At 62.3% G+C, this 20,464-nt stretch carries 22 protein-coding genes; 15 read left to right on the forward strand and 7 right to left on the reverse strand.

Translation table 11 applies throughout. From position 1 onward, the window contains the following. Positions 1–29: 29 nt before the first annotated feature. The 10 genes from fghA to ASB58_RS03585 all read left to right on the forward strand — a co-directional run bounded on the left by fghA (position 30) and on the right by ASB58_RS03585 (position 8,804). On the forward strand, positions 30–878 hold the full coding sequence (gene fghA, locus ASB58_RS03540) for an S-formylglutathione hydrolase (RefSeq protein ID WP_118129352.1): 849 nt from the start codon (positions 30–32) through the stop codon (positions 876–878). Between the two features lie 60 nt (positions 879–938). After that, positions 939–1,415, forward strand: a complete 477-nt coding sequence (gene ispF / locus ASB58_RS03545) for a 2-C-methyl-D-erythritol 2,4-cyclodiphosphate synthase (RefSeq protein ID WP_118129353.1) — start codon at positions 939–941, stop codon at positions 1,413–1,415. Next, a complete protein-coding gene (gene truD, locus ASB58_RS03550; protein ID WP_118129354.1) occupies positions 1,408–2,463 on the forward strand; it encodes a tRNA pseudouridine(13) synthase TruD in 1,056 nt (351 codons plus the stop codon). Before ispF ends, truD begins: the two co-directional genes overlap by 8 nt. Then, positions 2,463–3,212, forward strand: a complete 750-nt coding sequence (gene surE, locus ASB58_RS03555; RefSeq protein ID WP_118129355.1) for a 5'/3'-nucleotidase SurE — start codon at positions 2,463–2,465, stop codon at positions 3,210–3,212. Before truD ends, surE begins: the two co-directional genes overlap by 1 nt. Before the next feature lie 2 nt (positions 3,213–3,214). Then, positions 3,215–3,886 carry a protein-L-isoaspartate(D-aspartate) O-methyltransferase gene (locus ASB58_RS03560; RefSeq protein WP_096003603.1) on the forward strand — a complete coding sequence of 224 codons (672 nt, stop codon included), beginning with the start codon at positions 3,215–3,217 and terminating at the stop codon, positions 3,884–3,886. 22 nt (positions 3,887–3,908) lie between these two features. After that, positions 3,909–4,832 (forward strand): polyprenyl-phosphate transporter, encoded by a 924-nt coding sequence (locus ASB58_RS03565; RefSeq protein ID WP_096003604.1) that lies wholly within the window; start codon positions 3,909–3,911, stop codon positions 4,830–4,832. 52 nt (positions 4,833–4,884) lie between these two features. Further along, positions 4,885–5,775 (forward strand): peptidoglycan DD-metalloendopeptidase family protein, encoded by an 891-nt coding sequence (locus tag ASB58_RS03570; RefSeq protein WP_118129356.1) that lies wholly within the window; start codon positions 4,885–4,887, stop codon positions 5,773–5,775. A gap of 449 nt (positions 5,776–6,224) precedes the next feature. After that, positions 6,225–7,133 carry an RNA polymerase sigma factor RpoS gene (gene rpoS, locus ASB58_RS03575; protein ID WP_407920653.1) on the forward strand — a complete coding sequence of 303 codons (909 nt, stop codon included), beginning with the start codon at positions 6,225–6,227 and terminating at the stop codon, positions 7,131–7,133. A 184-nt stretch (positions 7,134–7,317) separates the two neighbouring features. Continuing rightward, the gene (locus ASB58_RS03580) at positions 7,318–7,890 is read left to right on the forward strand and encodes a LemA family protein (RefSeq protein WP_096003607.1); all 573 of its coding nucleotides are present in this window, start codon (positions 7,318–7,320) and stop codon (positions 7,888–7,890) included. Continuing rightward, the gene (locus ASB58_RS03585; RefSeq protein ID WP_118129358.1) at positions 7,887–8,804 is read left to right on the forward strand and encodes a GIDE domain-containing protein; all 918 of its coding nucleotides are present in this window, start codon (positions 7,887–7,889) and stop codon (positions 8,802–8,804) included. The genes ASB58_RS03580 and ASB58_RS03585 overlap by 4 nt, the downstream gene beginning before the upstream one ends. A 20-nt stretch (positions 8,805–8,824) precedes the next feature. On the opposite strand, the gene ASB58_RS03590 is transcribed toward ASB58_RS03585, so the two are convergent. From ASB58_RS03590 to ASB58_RS03600, 3 genes are all read right to left on the reverse strand, one after another. Beyond that, positions 8,825–10,882 carry a putative bifunctional diguanylate cyclase/phosphodiesterase gene (locus tag ASB58_RS03590; protein WP_118129359.1) on the reverse strand — a complete coding sequence of 686 codons (2,058 nt, stop codon included), beginning with the start codon at positions 10,880–10,882 and terminating at the stop codon, positions 8,825–8,827. A 224-nt stretch (positions 10,883–11,106) separates the two neighbouring features. Then, complete coding sequence (gene sodB, locus ASB58_RS03595) at positions 11,107–11,688, reverse strand: superoxide dismutase [Fe] (protein WP_118129360.1); 582 nt, start codon at positions 11,686–11,688, stop codon at positions 11,107–11,109. A 235-nt stretch (positions 11,689–11,923) separates the two neighbouring features. Further along, positions 11,924–12,535 carry a LysE/ArgO family amino acid transporter gene (locus ASB58_RS03600; protein ID WP_118129986.1) on the reverse strand — a complete coding sequence of 204 codons (612 nt, stop codon included), beginning with the start codon at positions 12,533–12,535 and terminating at the stop codon, positions 11,924–11,926. Positions 12,536–12,635: 100 nt separating this feature from the next. Between ASB58_RS03600 and ASB58_RS03605 the strand changes: the two genes are divergently transcribed. Continuing rightward, positions 12,636–13,526: a LysR family transcriptional regulator ArgP gene (locus tag ASB58_RS03605; RefSeq protein ID WP_118129361.1), complete on the forward strand. Its 891-nt coding sequence runs from the start codon at positions 12,636–12,638 to the stop codon at positions 13,524–13,526. 1 nt (position 13,527) lies between these two features. On the opposite strand, the gene ASB58_RS03610 is transcribed toward ASB58_RS03605, so the two are convergent. Both ASB58_RS03610 and ASB58_RS03615 read right to left on the reverse strand, forming a co-directional pair. Continuing rightward, complete coding sequence (locus ASB58_RS03610; RefSeq protein WP_118129362.1) at positions 13,528–14,586, reverse strand: saccharopine dehydrogenase family protein; 1,059 nt, start codon at positions 14,584–14,586, stop codon at positions 13,528–13,530. Positions 14,587–14,664: 78 nt separating this feature from the next. Then, the gene (locus ASB58_RS03615) at positions 14,665–15,033 is read right to left on the reverse strand and encodes a hypothetical protein (protein ID WP_118129363.1); all 369 of its coding nucleotides are present in this window, start codon (positions 15,031–15,033) and stop codon (positions 14,665–14,667) included. 211 nt (positions 15,034–15,244) lie between these two features. Between ASB58_RS03615 and ASB58_RS03620 the strand changes: the two genes are divergently transcribed. Both ASB58_RS03620 and ASB58_RS03625 read left to right on the forward strand, forming a co-directional pair. After that, positions 15,245–16,135 carry a coiled-coil domain-containing protein gene (locus tag ASB58_RS03620; RefSeq protein WP_147336788.1) on the forward strand — a complete coding sequence of 297 codons (891 nt, stop codon included), beginning with the start codon at positions 15,245–15,247 and terminating at the stop codon, positions 16,133–16,135. After that, positions 16,135–16,770, forward strand: a complete 636-nt coding sequence (locus ASB58_RS03625) for an acyl carrier protein phosphodiesterase (RefSeq protein ID WP_118129365.1) — start codon at positions 16,135–16,137, stop codon at positions 16,768–16,770. The genes ASB58_RS03620 and ASB58_RS03625 overlap by 1 nt, the downstream gene beginning before the upstream one ends. On the opposite strand, the gene ASB58_RS03630 is transcribed toward ASB58_RS03625, so the two are convergent. Both ASB58_RS03630 and ASB58_RS03635 read right to left on the reverse strand, forming a co-directional pair. Further along, entirely contained in the window at positions 16,704–17,510 is an 807-nt protein-coding gene (locus ASB58_RS03630) for a lysophospholipid acyltransferase family protein (RefSeq protein WP_235827197.1), read from the reverse strand. The genes ASB58_RS03625 and ASB58_RS03630 overlap by 67 nt on opposite strands. Before the next feature lie 2 nt (positions 17,511–17,512). Then, entirely contained in the window at positions 17,513–18,265 is a 753-nt protein-coding gene (locus ASB58_RS03635; protein WP_096003614.1) for a GNAT family N-acetyltransferase, read from the reverse strand. Positions 18,266–18,442: 177 nt separating this feature from the next. On the opposite strand from ASB58_RS03635, the gene ASB58_RS03640 reads away from it, so the two are divergent. After that, on the forward strand, positions 18,443–19,228 hold the full coding sequence (locus ASB58_RS03640; protein WP_096003615.1) for an oxygen-binding di-iron domain-containing protein: 786 nt from the start codon (positions 18,443–18,445) through the stop codon (positions 19,226–19,228). Positions 19,229–19,274: 46 nt separating this feature from the next. Then, positions 19,275–20,435: a phospholipase D-like domain-containing protein gene (locus ASB58_RS03645; RefSeq protein WP_096003616.1), complete on the forward strand. Its 1,161-nt coding sequence runs from the start codon at positions 19,275–19,277 to the stop codon at positions 20,433–20,435. The last annotated feature ends 29 nt before the right edge of the window (positions 20,436–20,464 follow it).

Consider the following 20,464-nt stretch of genomic DNA (forward strand, 5'->3'; position numbering starts at 1 on the left):
GCAGCTTGCAGCTGAAACCGGAGATTTCTATGAACGACATTGAACTGGTCAGCGCCAACAAGAGCTTTGGCGGCTGGATGAAGCGCTATCGCCATCGCTCCCAGGTGCTGCACTGCGATATGGTGTTTGGCATCTACCTGCCGCCACAGGCGGATCAGGGCAAGCCGCTGCCCGTGCTGTACTGGCTGTCGGGCCTGACCTGTACGGATGAAAACTTCATGCAGAAGGCCGGTGCGCAGCGCCTGGCGGCCGAGCTGGGTATGGTCATTGTTGCGCCGGACACCAGCCCGCGTGGCGAAGGCGTGCCGGATGACGCTGAGGGTGCCTATGACTTCGGTCTGGGCGCGGGCTTTTACGTCAACGCCACCGAGCAGCCGTGGGCGCAGCACTACCGCATGTACGACTACGTGGTGCAGGAGCTGCCGGGGCTGATCGAGGAGCACTTCCCGGTATCGGATCAGCGTTCGATCAGCGGTCACTCGATGGGCGGCCACGGCGCGCTGATCTGTGCGCTGAAGAATCCTGGTCGTTACCGCTCGGTCTCGGCCTTTGCGCCGATCACCAACCCGAGCGATTGTCCTTGGGGACACAAGGCGCTGGGGCAGTATCTGGGCAATGATAGCGCGGCCTGGAAAGCGTGGGATGCCTGCGAACTGCTGGCGGGGGCAACCGAACGCCTGCCGCTGCTGGTCGATCAGGGCGAATCCGATGACTTCCTGATTGAGCAGCTCAAGCCCGAGGCGCTGGAAGCGGCTGCGGCGGCCGCAGGCCATCCGCTGACGCTGCGTCGTCAGCCCGGCTACGACCACAGCTACTACTTTATCGCCAGCTTTATCGATGACCACCTTCGTCATCATGCGGCGGCGCTGGGTTTGTAGCCTGTTCCCTGTCATGTCGAGGCGGTAGAATCGCCGCCATCGACTGACGGGAGACTCCACATGCGTATTGGTCACGGCTACGACGTTCATCGCTTTGGCGATGGCGATTTCATCACTCTGGGCGGCGTACAGATTGCCCACAACCGTGGACTGGTAGCCCATTCCGATGGCGACGTGCTGCTACATGCGCTGGCCGACGCACTGCTTGGCGCGGCGGCACTGGGTGATATTGGACAACACTTTCCCGACACCGACCCCGAGTTCAAAGGCGCCGACAGCCGCGTGCTGCTGCGTCATGTCATGAGCCTGCTGCGTGAGCGGGGCTGGAAGGTAGGCAATGTGGACGCCACCATCGTTGCCCAGCGGCCGAAGATGGCGCCGCATATTCCGTTGATGCGCGAGCAGGTCGCCGCAGACCTGGGCGTCGCGTTGGATCAGGTCAACGTCAAGGCAACCACCACTGAAAAGCTCGGCTTCACCGGTCGCGAGGAAGGGGTAGCCGTACACGCGGTGGCCCTGTTGCTGGCCGATGTCTGAGACGCTGCTGGGGCCGCGTGCCTGGGGTGAAAGCTGCGGCCGGGCAACGCTGAAGGCAACGTCTGAGGACTTTCGCGTCACCGAAGTGCTGGATATCGCTCTCAGTGGTGCCGGTGAGCATCTCTGGCTGTTGCTGGAGAAGCGCGGTCTTAACACCGAAGAGGTGGCCAGGCAGCTGGCCCGCGCGGCCGGTATTTCGCTGCGCAACGTCAGCTACGCAGGCCTGAAGGACCGTCAGGCGGTGACTCGCCAGTGGTTCAGTTTGCAGCTACCGGGGCGTGCTGATCCGGATTTGAGTGCGCTCTGGAGTGACCAGTTGCACTGCCTGCAGCAGATCCGTCATCAGCGCAAGCTTCAGCGCGGCGCTCACAGTGCTAACGGGTTCTTTATTCGCCTCACTGACCTGGTTGCCGATCAATCGCAGCTGGATGAGCGGCTGCAGATTATCGCCGCTCAGGGTGTACCCAACTATTTCGGCCCGCAGCGCTTCGGCCGCGACGGCAGCAATCTGCACGATGCTCGCCGCTGGGCCGGGCAGGGCGGTTATCCGCCGGCACGCGGGACGCGTTCACGCTTGCTCTCAACCGCCCGCAGTCTGCTGTTCAATCGGATGCTCGCGGCGCGGGTGGCGGATGGCACCTGGAACCGCATTCTGTCCGGTGATTGTTTGGCCTTTACCGATAGTCGCAGTCATTTCCCGGCCAGCGAACTGGCCACCGATGACCCGCGTCCGGCGGCGCTGGATCTGCATCCAACCGCATCGCTCTGGGGAGCGGGGAGGTTGGCCAGCAGTGCGGAAACAGCCCAGTTGGAACAGCAAATCGCCGCCGCCGAGCCGCAGCTTGCCGGCTGGTTGGAAGGGGCGGGGCTGGATCAGGCGAGGCGGATTTTACGCCTCCCCATTCAGGGGCTTACGTGGCATTATCCGTCATCTGATTGTCTCGAACTGGAATTTACCCTGCCTACCGGCTGCTTCGCTACGGCGTTGCTGCATGAGCTGCTGGAGCTCTCCAGTGCCCCCGGTGGCGGGCTGGAAACGGAAAACTGATGCGAATTCTGATTGCCAACGATGATGGTGTGCTGGCGCCGGGCATCAAGGCCCTGCACGGCGCGCTGGCCGATTATGCCGACTGCGTGGTGGTTGCCCCCGCGGAAGACCGCAGCGGTGCGAGCAGCGCCCTGAGTTTGGACCGGCCGCTGCGCCCATTTACGCTGGAAAACGGCTATATCGGGGTCAACGGCACGCCGACCGATTGTGTTCACCTTGGGCTCAATGCGCTGTTTGAGGACAGCGTCGACATGGTGGTGTCGGGTATCAACCTGGGTGCCAACCTGGGTGACGACGTGCTGTATTCCGGCACTGTCGCTGCCGCGCTGGAAGGGCGTTTTCTGTCGCGCCCGGCGATGGCGTTCTCGCTGACCGGCCGTCAGGCCGACAACCTGCCGACCGCTGCGCACTTCGCGCGTCAGATGGTGGAGGCCCACGATAAACTCGATCTGCCGCCGCGTACGGTGCTTAACGTCAACGTACCGAACCTGCCGCTCGAGCACATCAAGGGTGTGCGCCTGACCCGTCTGGGTCATCGCGCGCGCGCAGCCAGGCCGGTGAAATGGGTCGATCCGCGTGGCAAGGAAGGTTACTGGATCTCGGTGGCCGGCGATGCCGAGGATGGCGGCGAAGGGACCGACTTTCACGCCATCATGCAGGGCTTTGTGTCGGTCACGCCGCTGCGCGTGGACAAGACCCTCTACGAGGTATTCGACCACTTGGAAAACTGGCTGGACGGACTGGTTTGAGAATGGCACACGACGACCTTTATCGCGCCGGCATCGGCATGACCTCTCAGCGCACGCGCGAGCGGTTGCTTGAGCGCCTGTTCGAGGAGGGCATCCGCAACCTGCATGTGCTTGAAGCGATCCGTCGAACCCCCCGCCACCTGTTTGTCGATGAAGCGCTGGCCCACCGGGCCTACGAAGATACGGCGCTGCCGATTGGCCATAACCAGACGCTGTCCCAGCCCTACATCGTGGCTCGCATGACCGAGTTGCTGCTGGGCGGCGGGCCGCTCGACAAGGTCATGGAAGTGGGGACCGGCTCGGGCTATCAGACCGCGATCCTCGCCCAGGTGGTTGAGCGCGTGTTCAGTGTCGAGCGCATCTATCCCCTGCAGGAACGGGCCAAGGGCGTGCTGCGCGACATTAATATTCGTAACGTGGTGTTTCGCCATGCCGACGGTAACTGGGGCTGGCCCCAGTACGGACCCTACGACGCCATCCTGGTGACTGCCGCGCCCGCGGAGATCCCGCCGGAGCTGCTTGGTCAATTGGCCGATGGCGGACGCCTGGTGATTCCGGTTGGCGAGCACCAGCAGCACTTGATGCTGGTCGTGCGCCAGGGTGACGAGTTTATCCATCAGCAGGTTGAGCCGGTGCGGTTTGTGCCGCTGCTGGCCGGCGCCATTCACTCCTGATTTTTTCCTGCAAGGACCTTTCGTGAAGGAATACCTGTTGATCTTTCTGCGCGGCGTTGCCATGGGCGCAGCCGATGTGGTGCCCGGCGTATCCGGCGGCACCATTGCCTTTATCTCCGGCATTTACGATCGCCTGCTTGCGGCGATCGCCGCGTGCACGCCGGACAAGCTGATCTGGTTGTTGCGCGGGCGCATCGCCGAGACATGGAGGGCGGTGGACGGCGCGTTTCTGGCGACGCTGCTGGCGGGAATCCTGTGCAGCATTGCCTCCCTGGCACGGCTGATCACCTACCTGCTCGAGCACCACGGAGTACTGCTCTGGTCGTTCTTTTTCGGGCTGATCCTGGTGTCGGTGTATCTGGTCGGGCGGGAGATCAGCCGCTGGAACGCCTGGACCTTGCTGGCGGCGGTTGCCGGTGCGCTGTTTGCCTACGTGATTACCGTTGCCTCACCGCTGGCGCTGAGCGTGACGCCGTTGAACGTCTTCCTGGGTGGTTGCATCGCCATCTGCGCGATGATCCTGCCGGGCATTTCCGGCAGCTTCATTTTGCTGCTGCTGGGGCTGTATAGCGGCGTGCTGCACGCGGTGAAAACGGCTGATCTGGGCCTGCTTGGCTTGTTTGCGCTGGGCTGCGTTGTTGGCCTGCTGAGCTTTTCCCGCTTGCTGTCCTGGCTGCTGTCCCATGCGCGCAACGTGACGCTGGCGTTTCTCACCGGTTTGCTGGTGGGCTCGCTGAACAAGGTGTGGCCCTGGAAGCAGACCCTGACCTGGCGCACTAACAGCCATGGTGAACAGGTACCCTTGACCGAGGCGAATCTGCTGCCGCAACACTACAGCCAGCTTACTGGGGAGGCGTCACTGTGGCAGGCCGGGTTGGCGTTGATGGTGCTCGGCGTGGTATTAGTGTTGTTATTGGAGTGGTGGGGACGGCGATCGGCTGCCTGAGGGCGCGCCGTAGCGAACCCTGCAGGTGATACTGAACGGGAGCCAGCCTGGAATGGGGCGGTGTGTACAAGAAGGGCGTTGGCCTGCTGCACAGGCCAAGGGTCTTACAGCTGTGTGTCTGGCGGTGATACTGACCGCCTGTGCCGGTCCGTCCGGTACCGTGCCTATTGATGAGCGCGGTCGCGGTGGTCAACGCGCTCAGTCGGTTACAACCGGGGCGCACACGGTGCAGCGCGGTGAAACCCTGTATCAGATTGCCTTCCGTTATGGCTGGGACTGGAAAGAACTGGCCAGCAACAACAACCTGCGCGCGCCCTACACTATTTATCCCGGTCAGCGGATTAGTCTGGCCAGAGGCGCCGCTGCGCCGACTCGCGTCGCCACGACGCCGGCGACCACCCCAACCTCGCGTCCTGCCCCGGTGACCAGCGCGCCAGCCGTGACCTCCACCCCGGCCCGCAGCAACACCAGCACTGCGCAGACGGCCCCTGCCACGCGCGCCCCGACCAGCTCCGCCAGTACCAGCAGCACCCCGGCAACGGCTCCGGTTATCGCACCTGGACCGGTCAGTGCCGCGGGCTGGAGCTGGCCCGCGCGCGGCACACTGCTGGCGCGCTTTCAGTCAAACGGCAGTTTGAATAAAGGGATTGATATTGCCGGGCAATTGGGTGAGCCTGTCAAGGCAGCGGCTGATGGCGCAGTGGTGTATGCAGGTCGGGGCCTGATTGGCTATGGTGACATGATCATCATCAAGCACGATGAAACCTTCCTGAGTGCCTATGCACACAACAGCCGGTTGCTGGTGAAGGAGGGCGATCAGGTCAAGGTTGGCCAGGTGATCGCCGAAATGGGCAGTAGCGGCACCGATCGGGTCAAGTTGCACTTCGAGATTAGACGCAAGGGGCAACCTGTCGATCCGTTAACCTATTTGCCGCGAACTTGATGTTAGGGTCTGTTAACGTTTCGTTCGCCCACCTGCCGGAGGCCAATTTTTTTGGCCAGGCAAGGCGGAGGAAGCGCAGTGTAGTTGATCTACATAAGCGACCGACAACGTAGCATGGCCGAAAAATGGTCCCGGCCCTGCGGGTGGGGCCGCCGAGGCTGCACCTGTAAGGCGGGCGAACGAAAGGTCAACAGACCCTAGGGTGTAGTCAGGTCTGACATCTGACTGTCATTTTTGGCAGGCAGTCTGCTGAAAAGGCAGCCGGATGGGTAGTTCATTGCAGTCGCGCAGCGGGTTCACGTTGTTTGCTGCGGCTGTTGAGATACCGCGTTTTACTGACTTGGGGCGCGTATATGGCAGTTGAAAACAAGAAGCGGCCGCTTAAAGGCCCGTCAGCAGGTACCACGTCGTCACAGCGAAACATCATGGAAGATGAGGAGGTGCAAGGTATGCCCGTATCTGTCGAACGTCCCCAGCGCGCTACCCCGCGGAATCACCGCAGGGAGAACGCCTTCGAATTTACCAAAGAGCTGGATGCGACCCAGCTCTACCTCAACGAAATCGGTTTTTCGCCGCTGCTTACACCGGAAGAAGAGGTGCACTTTGCGCGTCTGGCGCAGAAGGGCGATCCGGCTGGTCGCAAGCGGATGATCGAGAGCAATCTGCGGCTGGTGGTCAAGATTGCCCGGCGCTATGTCAATCGCGGGTTGACCTTGCTCGATCTGATCGAGGAAGGCAATTTGGGCCTGATTCGCGCGGTTGAGAAATTTGATCCGGAGCGCGGATTCCGCTTCTCGACCTACGCCACCTGGTGGATTCGCCAGACCATCGAACGGGCGATCATGAATCAGACGCGCACCATTCGATTGCCGATTCATGTAGTGAAGGAGCTGAACGTCTATCTGCGCGCCGCGCGGGAGCTGACGCAAAAGCTCGATCACGAACCCTCCCCGGAAGAAATCGCCCACCTGCTCGACAAGCCTGTCGAAGACGTCAAGCGCATGCTGGGCCTGAACGAGCGCGTGGCGTCCGTCGACATGTCGCTTGGCCCGGATTCGGACAAGACGTTGCTCGACACGCTAACCGATGAGCAAGGTGGCGACCCCTGTGACCTGCTCCAGGATGACGACCTTAACGCCAGCATCGATCAGTGGTTGGGCGAGCTGACCGACAAGCAGTGTGAAGTGGTGACCCGCCGCTTTGGTTTGCGCGGCCACGAGAGCAGTACGCTGGAAGAGGTTGGCCGCGAGATTGGTCTGACCCGTGAGCGGGTTCGGCAAATCCAGGTCGAAGCACTCAAGCGTTTGCGCGATATTCTGGAGCAGCACGGCCTGAGCGGCGAGTCGCTGTTTCAGTAACGTATCAGGAGCCGCCGCCCGGCGGTTCTGGCTTGACCATGCCACAGCGCCCGCGCCCGAGGTTCGGCGGCAATCGGTCGGTGTGGTTGTATGGTATTGATCAACACTTCATTTATAGTGTGCGCTGTGCCTTACGCCGCCAAGGTGCGCTTGCGGGTCTCGTTCATGCAAAGGAGATGGGTTGATGGAACTGACGACAGTCATTGTGCTGGTGGTGTTGGGTGTGGTCCTGCTGTACGCGATCATGCTGTACAACCAGCTGGTCAGTGTTAAGCACGCAGTGAGTCAGGCCTGGTCCAATATCGACGTGTTGCTGCGACAGCGTCACGACGAACTACCCAAGCTGGTTGAGGCCTGTCGCCGCTATATGCAGCATGAAAGCCAGACCCTTGAGCGCGTGATCGCTGCCCGCAGCGCCGTGGCCTCGGCGCGCGCAGATGAGGACGTCAAGGGGGTCGGGCGAGCAGAGAGTGTTCTGCGCGCTGGCTTGGGGCAGCTGTTTGCGCTGGCCGAGAACTACCCCGAGCTCAAGGCCAACGAGTCGTTTCAGCATCTGCATGAGCGCATCAGCGGACTGGAGAACGGCATCGCCGACCGGCGCGAGCTGTATAACGCCGCTGTGAATATCAACAACGTGCGCATTGAACAGTTTCCGGAGGTGTTGCTGGCACGCCTGTTCGGCTTCAAATCGGCCGAGTTGCTGCAGTTCTCCGATGAAGAAAAGGCAGACGTGGATGTGCGGGCGCTGTTTTCGTGATTGATGTTCACGGCGTAATGCTGCTGTCGACGCCGGCTTATTACATTTTCAGTGGCCTTGCTACCCTCGCTGCACTGATGCTGCTGGCGGCGATGTTTCGCAGCTGGCGGCGTGCGCGCTGGCTCGATGATACCCCCACCTCACGTATTCGCTCCGCTGCCCAGGGGCTGGTTGAGCTGCAGGGCAAATTGGATGCTGGCGGGCATCAGCCGTTGATCTCGCCGCTCGGCGAGGTGGACTGCCTCTGGTACCGCTTTACCGTGGAAGAGTACCGGCGCTCCGGCAAGAATAGTGAGTGGCGCACGGTAGAGAAGGGCCAGTCGGAGCGGCCCTTTTTGTTGCGCGATGATACCGGCAGCTGCTGGATTAGCCCCAAGGGAGCCGAGGTGCACCCCCGCCAGCGCCGACGCTGGGAGGGCAGTCAGCGTTGGCCGATGGGAAGCACTGTGCGTACCGGGCTGCTAGCCAGCTTGATTGGCAGCCGCTACCGCTACACCGAGGAGTGGTTCTCCGAGGGTGAGCTGCTTTACGCGCTGGGCTGGTTTGAGAGTCGCGGCGGTGGCCGTGAGGAGATTGATCAGCAGGGTATCGCCCGCCAGGTGATCAGTGACTGGAAGGCCGATTACGATGACCTGCTGGCCCGCTTTGATCGCAATGCAGATGGGCAAATCGATATGCAGGAGTGGCAGCAGGTGCGTGCCGCTGCGGATCGCGAGGCAGCGCGTCTGGCCCGCGTCGAAGGCCGCCAGCCTGTGGTGCATGTGCTGTCGAAGCCGGCTCGACGCGGCTTGCCCTTTATTCTGTCGGATCACCATGAAGAGGACCTGAGTCGCCGGCTCAAGCGCGGGTCCATCTGGTGCATGTTGGGATTCGGCGTTATGGCGCCGCTGGCGTGCTGGTTCTGGCTGGCGTAATCGCTTAGCCGGTTCGCTGATCAGTGCGTTGCCTGCTGCTGTCGTGAGCTGTTGTAGCTGCGAATCCAGTCATCGAAGGCCGAGGCCGACAGTGGCCGGCTGTAGTAGTAGCCCTGGCCCTCGTTACAGCCCAGCGCGGTGATGTAGGCTTCCTGTTCGGCCGACTCGACCCCTTCGGCAATGACCTGCATGTTGAGGCTGCGCCCGAGCTGGATGATGGCGCGGACGATGGTCGCATCGTCTTCGTCCACCAGCACGTCCTGCACGAAGCTGCGGTCGATCTTGATCTTGTCCAGGGGTAGGCCGCGCAGGTAGCTGAGCGACGAGTAGCCGGTGCCGAAGTCGTCAATGGCAATCTGCACCCCGGCTTTCTTCAGGCTGTTCAGGTGCCCGGCTGCCGCCGCGATGTCTTCCATCAGGCCGGTTTCGGTTACTTCCATTTCCAGGCAGCGGGCGGGCAGCTTGTAGCGCTGAATCAGGTTGGTCACCATGCGCGACAGCTCACTATGGTGGAGCTGTACGGTAGACAGGTTGACGGCCATGCGCAGCTCGGTCAGACCTGCATCGTGCCACTGGCGCAACTGGTGGCAAGCCTGGTCCAGCACCCACTCACCGATGCTGATGATGACGCCATTTTGTTCGGCCAGCGGAATGAACAGATCGGGCGGCACCAGCCCGCGTTCGGGGTGGTGCCAGCGCAGCAGGGCTTCAACGCCAACGACGCTGTGATCCTCGAATGACACCTGGGGTTGGTATACCAGATGAAACTCATTGCGCTCCAGCGCGCCGCGCAGCTCCTTGTCCAGCTCCCGGCGTACGCGCATCTCGCTGTCCAGGCTGGCGATATAGAACTGGTAGCGGTTCCGCGAGCGTGCCTTGGCCAGCATCATGGTTTGCTCGGCTTTTTGCAGCAGTTTCTCGGCATCGTCGCCGTCGTCAGGAAACAGGGTGATGCCGATGGTTGCGCGCAGGCTGACTGAATGCTCGCCGATTTCGAATGGGCGGCTCAGGTCATCCAGAATGGTCTGGGCCAGCTCGGCGGCTTCGTATGGTTCGCTGACGCCGGTCTGGACCAGGGCGAACTGGTCGCCGCCCAGACGTGCCAGGCTGCCCAGCCGGCCGCTGTTGGCGCGCAGACGGTCTGCCAGCGTGACCAGCAGGCTGTCGCCGGACTGATAGCTGAACTGTTCGTTGATTTCCTTGAAGTCATCCAGACCGCAGCACAATACCGCAACACCGCGCTGACGGCGTCCGGCGTCGGCAAGAATGCGCGAGAGCTGTTCCTGCAGCATGCTGCGGTTGGGCAGGCCGGTCAGATGGTCGTGCTGGGACATGTGCAACAGGTTTGCCTCTGCCTCGCGCCGCCGGCTGCTGTTGCGTTCGATGGATTCCAGTAACTCGTTGGCCTTGTTGATCCATAGGCCAAGCTCATTCTTCTCCTGCCCGGGCAGCATTGGAATATGCATCTTGCCCGGGTGGTCCGGGTTGATATTGCTGATGCGCTCGATCACCGCTGCCAGGGGTTTGGTCAACAGCAGGTGGTAGAGCAGATAGAGCGCCAGGGCCATGGCCAGTGCCCGCAGCACACCCGAGATCAGAATGATCAGCGAGTCCTGCAGAAAGTCCTGCCCGTAGGGCGCGGTGTCCAGCACGATGCGCAGGTCACCGTAGTATTCGTTGTAGGGTTCACGGCCAAACAGGCCAACGCTGTAGTGTTGCTCCACGCCAAACAGCCAGTCGGTGACGCTGCGCAGGGGCGTAGAGGCGAGGGGGCGCTCGCGGCTGGCCAGTTGGGTTTCGTCGGGGTGACCAATGGAGGCAAAGCGTACTGCGGGGTGCTCGAACAGGCCGCCAATGACTTGCAGCGCCATCTCCCGGTCCAGGCTGTAGACGGCCTGGGTGGCCGGGTCTTCGGACATCGCCAGGATCTGCTCTGCGGTGCTGTCGATCAGCTGGCGTTCCTTGCGCAGATCGAAGCTGATCTGACCGAGGCTCAGTACAACGCCGACCAGCAGTGCCCATAACAGCACCAGGCGTAACAGTTTGACTGAAAGGCTGTGTCTGCGCTCGAGCTTCAAGGTCTTCTTATTCCTGTCCTGAGAATGGGCGCGCTTGAGCAATCATGCAGGGTTTGCGACCTGCTGCGCAATATCTGCTGCAACAGGCGGGTGAACCAAAACGGCAACAGACCCTAGGGCAGCCATGACAGGAAACATTAAGTTGGCGTCAAAGTGCAATCATTTTTTCGGCCAAAACAAAAACACCCCGCCGAGGCGGGGTGTTCCTGGTAAAGCAGGCTGGATCAGGCAGCGAAGTTTTTCGCTACGAAGTCCCAGTTGACCAGATTCCAGAACGCTTCTACGTACTTCGGACGCGCATTGCGGTAGTCGATGTAGTAGGCGTGTTCCCAGACGTCGCAGGTCAGCAGCGGCGTGTCACCGCTGGTCAGCGGGCAGCCGGCGCCGATGGTGCTGGCCAGTGCCAGGGAGCCGTCGGCCTTTTTGACCAGCCAACCCCAACCGGAACCGAAGGTGCCGATGGAGACTTTGCTGAACTCTTCTTTGAATGCGGCGAAGGAACCGAAAGCCTTGTTGATGGCATCAGCCAGCTCGCCAGTCGGCTCGCCGCCGCCGTTCGGGCTCAGGCAGTTCCAGTAGAAAGTGTGGTTCCAGATTTGCGCTGCGTTGTTGAAAACGCCACCGCTGGAGGTCTTGATGATCTCTTCCAGGCTCTTGCCTTCGTACTCGGTGCCCGGAACCATGTTGTTCAGGTTGACCACATAGGTGTTGTGGTGCTTGCCGTAATGGTATTCCAGGGTCTCTGCCGAGATGTGCGGCTCCAGTGCGTTCTTCTCGTAGGGAAGTGCGGGTAGTTCAAAAGCCATGATCTATCTCCATCGTCAGGTATCAGGGTCTGCACCGGTGCGGGTGGGTGTGCCCGGGCACGGATGCTGACTGGGTTGCCGCGCGCACGCGGCGGCGCGGCCAATCTGCTACGCCTCTTGTGGGCAACCGTATGCGGTTGCGCTCTGGGCGCTGCCCGTCTTGAGATCGGGAAGACCCGATCATAGCACCTGAAAGCGTGCCTATCCACGCACCTTCAGTGTGGTTATAGAGGCCTCAAAGGGTCTGCAGCGCGGGTTGGGCCAGAGACCAGGCGACGGTGAGCATCATGCCGGCGACCAGCAGATCGATCAGGCGCCAGGTCAGCGGACGCTGCAATACCGGCGCCAGGCGAGCCGACCCGACGGCCAGCAGGGTGAACCAGAGGATGGATGCGCTGGCGGCGCCCAGTGCGAACACCAGTGGCAGGGAGTGCTGCGCGGCGAGGCTGCCGATCAGCACCATCGTGTCCAGATAGACGTGCGGGTTCAGCAGGGTCACCGCCAGGGTGGTCAACAGCACCGCACGGCGCGAGCGAGCTGGTGCGCGCATGGCTTCCAGTCCGCGCGGTGACAATGCCCGCCAGAGTGCCTGCGAGGCGTACAGCAGAAGAAAGGCGACGCCCGCCCAGCGCGTGATTTCCATCGCCAGCGGATGAGCCTGGAGCAGTGCGGCCAGACCGAAGGTGCCGGCCATGATCAGCACCCCATCACACCCCATGCAGATGAGCGCAACGCTGATGTGATGCTCGCGGCGCAACCCCTGGGCCAGTACAAAGGCGTTTTGCGCACCGATAGCCATGATCAGCCCTGCGGCGGCAATCAGACCGTGGAAATAACTGTAAAACAAGCTGGGCATGACGACTCTCTCCATTGCGATGACGCGAGTGTGCGCTGGACAGGATGATTAGGAAAACAAATAATAATCATGCTGCATTAGGAGAATTGATATGGTCGATTATAAGCTGCTGGCTGCTTTGGCGGCGGTGGTTGAGCACGCCGGTTTTGAGCGCGCAGCGGCGGCCTTGGGGCTTTCCCAGTCAGCGGTGTCCCAGCGTATCAAGCTGCTCGAGGCGCGTCTGGGCACCGCGGTGTTGGTGCGCAGCGCGCCGCCGCAAGCGACGGCCGCCGGGCAGCGCTTGCTGAATCATGTACAGCAGGTGCGGCTGCTGGAGAGGGACTTGCAAGCGGATCTGCCACAGATGGCGGACGCCGCCGGCCGCACGCGCCTGAGGGTGGCGCTGAACGCTGACAGCCTGGCGACCTGGTGGGCAGCGGCTGTCTCAGCCTGGTGCGAGCGAGAGCGGGTGCTGCTGGATCTTCAGGTCGAGGATCAGGACGTGGGGTTGCGGCGGATGCGCAGCGGCGAGGTCGCGGCCTGCCTGTGCGCGGCAGAGCAGCCGGTGGCTGGTGCGCGTAGCCTGCTCCTCGGTCAGATGCCCTATCTGGCGGTGGCCAGTCCGGCGTTTGTGCAGCGGCATTTTCCGCAGGGGGTGATGGCAGCCGATGTGGCGCGGATTCCGGCAGTCGTGTTTGGTCCTGACGATCGCCTGCAACACCGCTTCGTCCAGCAACTTGGGGTGACAGGGGAGTTCGACTACCACTTGTGTCCCTCGTCCGAGGGTTTTGTGCGCATGCTGGAGGCCGGTGTTGGCTGGGGTATGGTGCCGGCGCTACAGGTAACCGACGAGCTGCAGAGCGGACGGTTGCTGCAACTGCTGCCGGGTCAGGCGTTGCAGGTACCGCTGTACTGGCACTATTGGCGCAGCGGCGGACAGTTGCTCGCCGGTCTGACCGACGAGCTGGTGCGCGTGGTGCCAGGCCTGCTGGCGCCCGCGTGAGTTACTCGATCTGCATGCTGCCGGACCCCGGCAGCTTCTCGATACAATCGGTGCCGAGCAAGCGCGATGGCGTGTAGTAGCCGGGTGCGGGCTCCTGTTCCAGCAGGAAATTGACAGCCATCAGGGCGCCCTCGACGGTGACGTCGTAGCCGTTGGCGGTCTCGATGCGGGCCACCACCTTGCGGCCGGCGCGATTTTGCGCCTCACCCCAGACATAGCTGCGGGCCGATTCGCGTTGCTGCGAGTCTGGGCCGATGATGCGCCGTCCGACCAGGTATTTGAGTAGCGCTTGCACCGGCGCCAGGCCCAGCAGGGGGCGTATACGGTCAAGCCGCCGCAGACGAGTCGCGGCGCTGGGGGCCATCGGCAGGAAGACTTCAATATGGTCGATGCCGGTAGAAAACCAGGCCGTGGCGATATCGCCCCAGGGGATGGTGACCGCGTGTTTGGTGCCGTTGCCGAAGTCAATCTCACGGCTTTGGTAGGCCAGCGGGACGCTGACAATACGGTCATCCTTGCGAATGCGACCACCATATTTCAGGCCCTCTACCGAGGTTTTGGCAGTACCGGGAGACAGGGCGCTACGCGAGTCGAACCCCAGGGCCAACCGGTCGGCGTCGGGCAGTTCCTGTTTCAGTCTGGCGGCAATGCAATCGGTGGGGATGACATCAAAACCGACGCCGGGGCAGATCACGATATTGGCCTGTTCGGCGTCGGGCTGTCTGGCCTGGGCTGCGACAAAGGCGTCGATTTCCCCGGTGATATCCAGATAGTGGCAGCCGCTCGCCAGGCAGGCGTCAATCAGCGGCTGGCTGGTGGCGGAGAAGGGACCGGCACAGTTGAGAACGACCTTATGGTCCGCCAGAATGTGCTGCAGGGCTTGCGGGTCGTGGAGATCAAAGCTCTTGTGCGGCAGGCCCAGTGACTCGCCGAGCCGGGTGATGGCGCGCGCATTGCGCCCGGCCAGTACCGGCTTCAGGCCGCGTGCGGCCGCTGCCTGGGCCAACAGTGTGCCGGTATAGCCGTTGGCACCGTAGATCATCCATTGCGACATGCACATGCTCCTCAAGCCTTGGGAGCATTCAGGGTAATGGCGCCGGCGGAGTTGCGCCAGCGCCGAATAGCCAGCGGCAGCGCCTCAGGTGCGAATCACCTGGCCGCGATAGATGCGCACGCTGCCGGTCGGGGGGGTGCCCTGATCGGTGTCTGCTTCCAGGCGGGCGATGTTCTCCTGACGGTGCGAGAACTGCCGCGAGGCGATTGCACCCTGCGCCAGCGGTGACGGCTGGGCGACCGGGCCGGGCGTCTGCACCAGGTCCGCCAGACGTGTCCCCAGCTCGCGTATTTCTTGCAGCTGGCTGTCGCGGCTGAGGTCAATCATGTGTTCGACGGCATCCGGATCACCCAGGCGGACGGTGACGCCGAGCGAGCGCTTGAGCTGACGGCGCAGCGCGGTCATGCAATCGAGTGTGGCGCGGTTGAACTGTGCCTCTGCGATCATGTTCATACCCCCCGTAGGTCATTGGCAATGAGAAGGTGTTATAGCCAAGTGAGGTCTCGGTAAGCAGAATGTGTACCAATACGCGGTACTGCTTGGAGAATGGGGCCTTGCGGGGTCACTGAAGTGGCGTCAGTCGATTGGCGTGCAGCCTGCTGGTGCAGGCTTGCACCGCTCTGGCGCAAGGGTTTGAGTTTGTTCACGTGGGTAGGGTAGAGCAATGAAAGAGCCAGAATTGGGCGAACTGCCGAGCTTGAGTGCAACGCGCGAGCAGTCATCGGCTGACGCTGCCAGCAGCCGGCCGCGCACGCCGATCAACAACCTGCGGGCGGAGCCGCCGGTGCGTAGTGCCGGTGCGGGTAGCGGTGCTTTGTGGGCGCTGTGTGCGGCCTTGAGTCTGGCCCTGCTGGGGCTGGGTTACTGGACCTATCAGCAGCAGAACGCACTGCGCCAGCAGCTGGTATCGACCCAGAACAGCTTCGCCAGGATCAGTGAGGAGGCGTCCGGCCGGATTCAGGACATCACGGGTCAGGTCTCGGCTAGCCAGGACAGCTTTGGCGCAGCCGAGCAGGCCCGTGAAGCCGAGATAAAGCGCCTGCAGGAGCAGCTGGCGGCGCTGACCAAGCGCCAGGCGGAGCAGCAGCAAACGCTTGAGCAACTGGATCAGCGCAGCGAGCGTCGCGGCGAGCAGCTTGTCGCTCAGCAGCAGGCGCTGCAGGTGCTGCGTGAGAGCAGCGAGCAGCAGTTGGCCGAGGCCGAGACACGGGCAGAGCAGCTGGCTGCCCTGCAGACGCAGATGGGGGAGGCCGAGCAGGGACTGGAGCAGGTGCGTGGCGAGCTGGCGGGGCTGGCTGCACTGGAGTTGCAGCTGGGGCAGCAGGGCGAGCGCCTGGAGGAGCAGCAGCGGGCATTGAGCGCGCTGCAGAATCAGGATCAGTCGGCTGAGGTCGATCAGGCCCTGCTGGTCCTGCGCAGCGAGCTAGACCAGCGCCTGGCAGCAACTGATCAGGCGCTGGATGCCATCGACAGCTTCCGCCTGCAGACCAATCGCAGCCTGAGTACCTTGCAGAGCCAGCTGAGTGCGCTGCACAGTCGGGTCGAGGGTAACTGATGAACTTCCTCGCGCATCTGCTGCTTGGCTCGGCCTCGGCCGAGCAGGCGCTGGGCAGCATGCTGGGGGATTTCGTCAAAGGGCCGGTCCACCAGTTGGACCTGCCCGAAGCGGTGCGCGAGGGCGTCTGGCTGCATCGACGCATCGACAGCTACACCGATGCTCATCCGCTGGTGCTGCAGAGCAAGGCGCGGATCAGCGGCGAGCGCAGACGCTTCGCCGGGATTCTGGTCGACATGTTTTACGATCATTTGCTGGCGCGGCACTGGGCACGCTTCACCGATCGTCAGCTCGATGAGTTCAGCCAGGATGTCTACCGTCAATTGCGCGCCCAGCGGGCGTTGATGCCTGAGCGGGCCTGGACGGTAGTGAGCTATATGAGCGAGCAGGACTGGCTGGGTAGCTACGCTGAGCTGAGGCATCTGCACCGGGCGGTCGACAACATGGCGCGCCGCTTTCGCCGCGAGACGGCGCTGCCGGGTGGGGTTGCCGAACTGGAAGCGGCTTATCCGGGGTTTGAGGCCGATTTTCTGGCCTTTATGCCCGAGCTTCAGCGCTTTGCCGAGGATCAGGCTGCGGCCTTGACCTCGGCTGCTTCGCTGGCCGATTTACCGCCATCGAGGCCCAGCGCCTGAGCCACTGACTGATGCGCGCTACGCGCCAGCTGGTTGCGATTCATCGTGGTGCTGTCGAGCACCGGCAGGAAGTGAATCTCCACATCGATATCCCGCGAACTCAGCAGGCGCCAGAGATGCCGAGAAAACTCGTCATCGTCAATGAACGGCGCGAAGGTATCGCGCTGCCCAGCATGGCGGTAAGCAACGGCGATGGGCTGGGCGGGCACCTGCGCCTCAATCGCGGCGGCCAGCAGGCGGCCGTGAAAGGTGCGCACCTTATCGCCGGCGGTGGTCGTGCCCTCGGCAAAAATCACCAGACTGCGGTCTGCTGCCAGGACCTCGGTCAACTGATCCTGCACGGTGCTGGAGGTGCCCTGGCCGCGCTGAATGAAGCAGGTCCCGGCGGCGCCGGCAAGCCAGCCGATGACGGGCCAGTCGCGCACCTCGGCTTTGGACAGGAAGTGTACCGGGGCCTGCGCGCCCAGCACCACGATGTCCAGCCAGGACACGTGATTGCTGACCCACAGGGCGGTGCGCGCGGGTGGTGCGCCGGTCACGCGAACCCGCAGCGGCAGGATGCGAATCAGATTGCGCATCCACCAGCGCGTCAGCTTTTGGCGTTGCCGATCAACCCGGGCTGGGCGCAATCGCTGCATGAGTTGAACCCAGCAGACCAGCAATAGCCCGCAACTGATCCAGCTGATGACGGCGATCAGGCGCACTAGCCGCCGAGGCATGCTGACCAGACGATCGGCCATTTTCAGCTGGCCTTGAAGTGGCGGGCGTAGCGGGGGCACAGTTGTTCGCGGCGCAGCAGAATGAAGACGTCGGCGCAGTTGAACTCCGGGTCCCAGCAGGGCTCGCCGCACACCTTGGCACCCAGGCGCATGTACGCCTTGAGCAGCGGTGGCAACTGCGCGGTGACGTTGTCCGGTAGTGTGCGGTCGGGCAGCGGCAGGCGCGGGATCGCGTTCAGATAGTCGCGGCTCAGGTAGCGTCCGCGCAGGCGCTGCATGATGGCGTGAGCCTGTATGCCGCCGTCATTCATGTCGATGCTGGCACAGCCCATCAGGTAGCCGTATTGACGCTCGTTCATCAATTGCGCCAGGCCTGACCACAGCACCGAAATGGTAGCGCCGTTACGGTAGTCTGCGTGTACGCAGGTACGGCCGATTTCCATGATGTCGCCACGCAGATCGGCAAGACCGACCAGCTGGAACTCGCTTTCGCTGTAGAAGCCACCGGCAGCGCCGGCGCGGCTGCTGTCGAGGATGCGGGTAGTGGCGACGACCTGACCGCTGCGCTGATCGCGCACGATCAGGTGTTCGCAGTGCAGGTCATAGTGGTCCTGATCCAGTCCTTCGTCGGCGCTGTGCAACTGGGCGCCGCACTCCTGTCCGAATACCTGAAAGCGCAAGGCCTGTGCGGCTTGAAGTGTGGCGGCGTCGCTCGCCAGTTCTACGGTCAGGTGACGGTTGCCGGATTCTTCAAGGGCGAAAGCTGCTTGGGTCATGGACACCTCCATCTGGGCATCAGCTGCTGTTGTTCAGGCTGAGCCTATGGCGTTGCGGTGTCAGGTACGTGAATCTGCCGTGACGAAAATGTGACGTCTGCTTCGTTGATGCATGTCAGTGGGCTCGGGCGCCGAGGCAGGTATAAAGCGGCTATTTCCTGCGTCGAGGTAGTAGCAATGGCGAATTCACCCAGAGTGTTGTTTGATAATGGCGTGCACAAGGTGCTCTGCTTTGACCAACTGGTCACCGGTGATGGTGTGCAGTCAAACCAGTTTCTGATCATTGACCATGACCAGCACGCGCTGCTCGATCCGGGCGGTGACCTGACGTATACGCCGTTGTCGATGGCGGTCAGTCGGCACATTCCGCTGCGTGAGCTGACCTACGTGTTCGCGTCACACCAGGACCCGGACATCATTGCCTCGCTCGACAAGTGGTTCCTGCATACCGGCTGCCGGGTGGTGTGCTCCAAGCTCTGGGCGCGTTTTCTGCCGCATCTGAGTGCTGGTTTTCTGACCAAACACACTGGCCTGAGCACCACTGACCGCATGATTGCGGTACCGGACCGCGGTATGGATATCCCGCTCGGGCAGACCCGGATCAAGGTATTGCCGGCGCATTTTCTGCACTCGGTAGGCAATCTGCACTTCTATGATCCGGTCAGCGGTATCCTGTTTTCCGGCGATATGGGCGCATCCATGGTTGATGATGCGGAACCGGTGACCGACTTTGCTGCTCACAGGAGCAGTATGGAAGGTTTTCACCGGCGTTACATGGCCGGCAACAAGGCCTGTCGCCTGTGGGCCAATATGGTCCGTCGGCTGCAGCCGAAGATGATCGTGCCCCAGCATGGCAGCCCCTTTGCCGATGCCGAGACCATCAATGCCTTCCTCGATTGGATCAGCGAGCTGGAGTGTGGCCTCGATTTGCTGACGCAGGAGGACTACCGCATTCCAGTCTGACGGCTTTTGCTGCGCCGAAGCCGCTAGACAGCCTTAAGGATGGAGTATGCAAGCAGCGGTTTACCCATGGCGGGAAGGCAACCAGTACAGGTTGATGATTGACGGCGAGTGCTTCTTCCCGCGCCTGCTGGAAGCTATTGAGCAGGCACGCGAATCGATAGAAATCGAGTTGTATCTCATCGACTCCGGGCTCAGTACGCGGCAGTGGATCGACGCGCTGCTGGCAGCCCGCGAGCGGGGTGTGCGGGTCTATTGTCTGCTCGATGGGGTCGGCACAGACGGCTTCAAAACGGCGGAGCGGCGCGAGTTGGAGCAGGCTGGCGCGGTGCTGCGTTTTTACAACCCACCCAGTGTGCTCAGCGGCTCGCGATTGTTTCATCGTGACCACCGCAAATTGTTTCTGATTGACCGGCGTATCGCCTTTGTCGGCGGCACCGGCATCACTGACGAGTTCTGTCAGCCGGACCCGCAAACCGGCACCGCTACCTGGCATGAGCAGTTGCTGGAAATTGAAGGTCCGGTGGTCGAGGACTGGGTGTCTTTGTTCGAGTACGAATGGCAGCGTGTTGATGAGCGCGCGCGGCCGGGCCTGGCGGCAGTCAGACGTGGCCAGGTTCCACCGTTGCCGAAGGCCAAGAGCGGTCAGGGACGGGTGGCCTACATTGGGGCACGTGAGCAGAAGGAGGTGGTCGCGTCGTTGTTGGCGGCGGTCAAGCGGGCAGAACAGCGGGTCTGGCTGGCAACCCCTTACTTCCTGCCGTCGCGGCGCATTCGCTGGGCGCTGGCCAGGGCTGCTCGCCGCGGGGTGGATGTGCGGCTGCTGCTATGTGGCATGACCATCGACCATCCGCCGGTGCGTTATGCGGGGCAGCGTTATTACACGCGTCTGCTTAAGGCGGGGATCAGGATCTACGAATATCAGCCGCGCTTTACCCACTTGAAAACAGCGCTGGTAGACGATTGGGTATCGTTGGGGTCGTGCAACTTTGACCACTGGACGCTGCACTGGAATCTGGAAGCAAACCAGCAAGCGCTTGACAGTGATCTGGCTGAGGCAGTGGCGCAGAGCTTCGAGAACGACTTTGAGCAAAGCGACCTGTGGACCCTGGCTGAGTGGAAAGAGCTGCCCCGCTCGCACCGTTTCAAGATTCGCTTCTGGGGGCAGATCAACCGCTGGGTAATGTGGCTGTTCGGTATCCCGCGCTAAGGGCTAGCAGGCGGCGCTCGCCGCCTGCC

This window comes from Pseudomonas abyssi (assembly GCF_003444685.1).
In the GTDB taxonomy this organism is placed as follows: domain Bacteria; phylum Pseudomonadota; class Gammaproteobacteria; order Pseudomonadales; family Pseudomonadaceae; genus Halopseudomonas; species Halopseudomonas abyssi.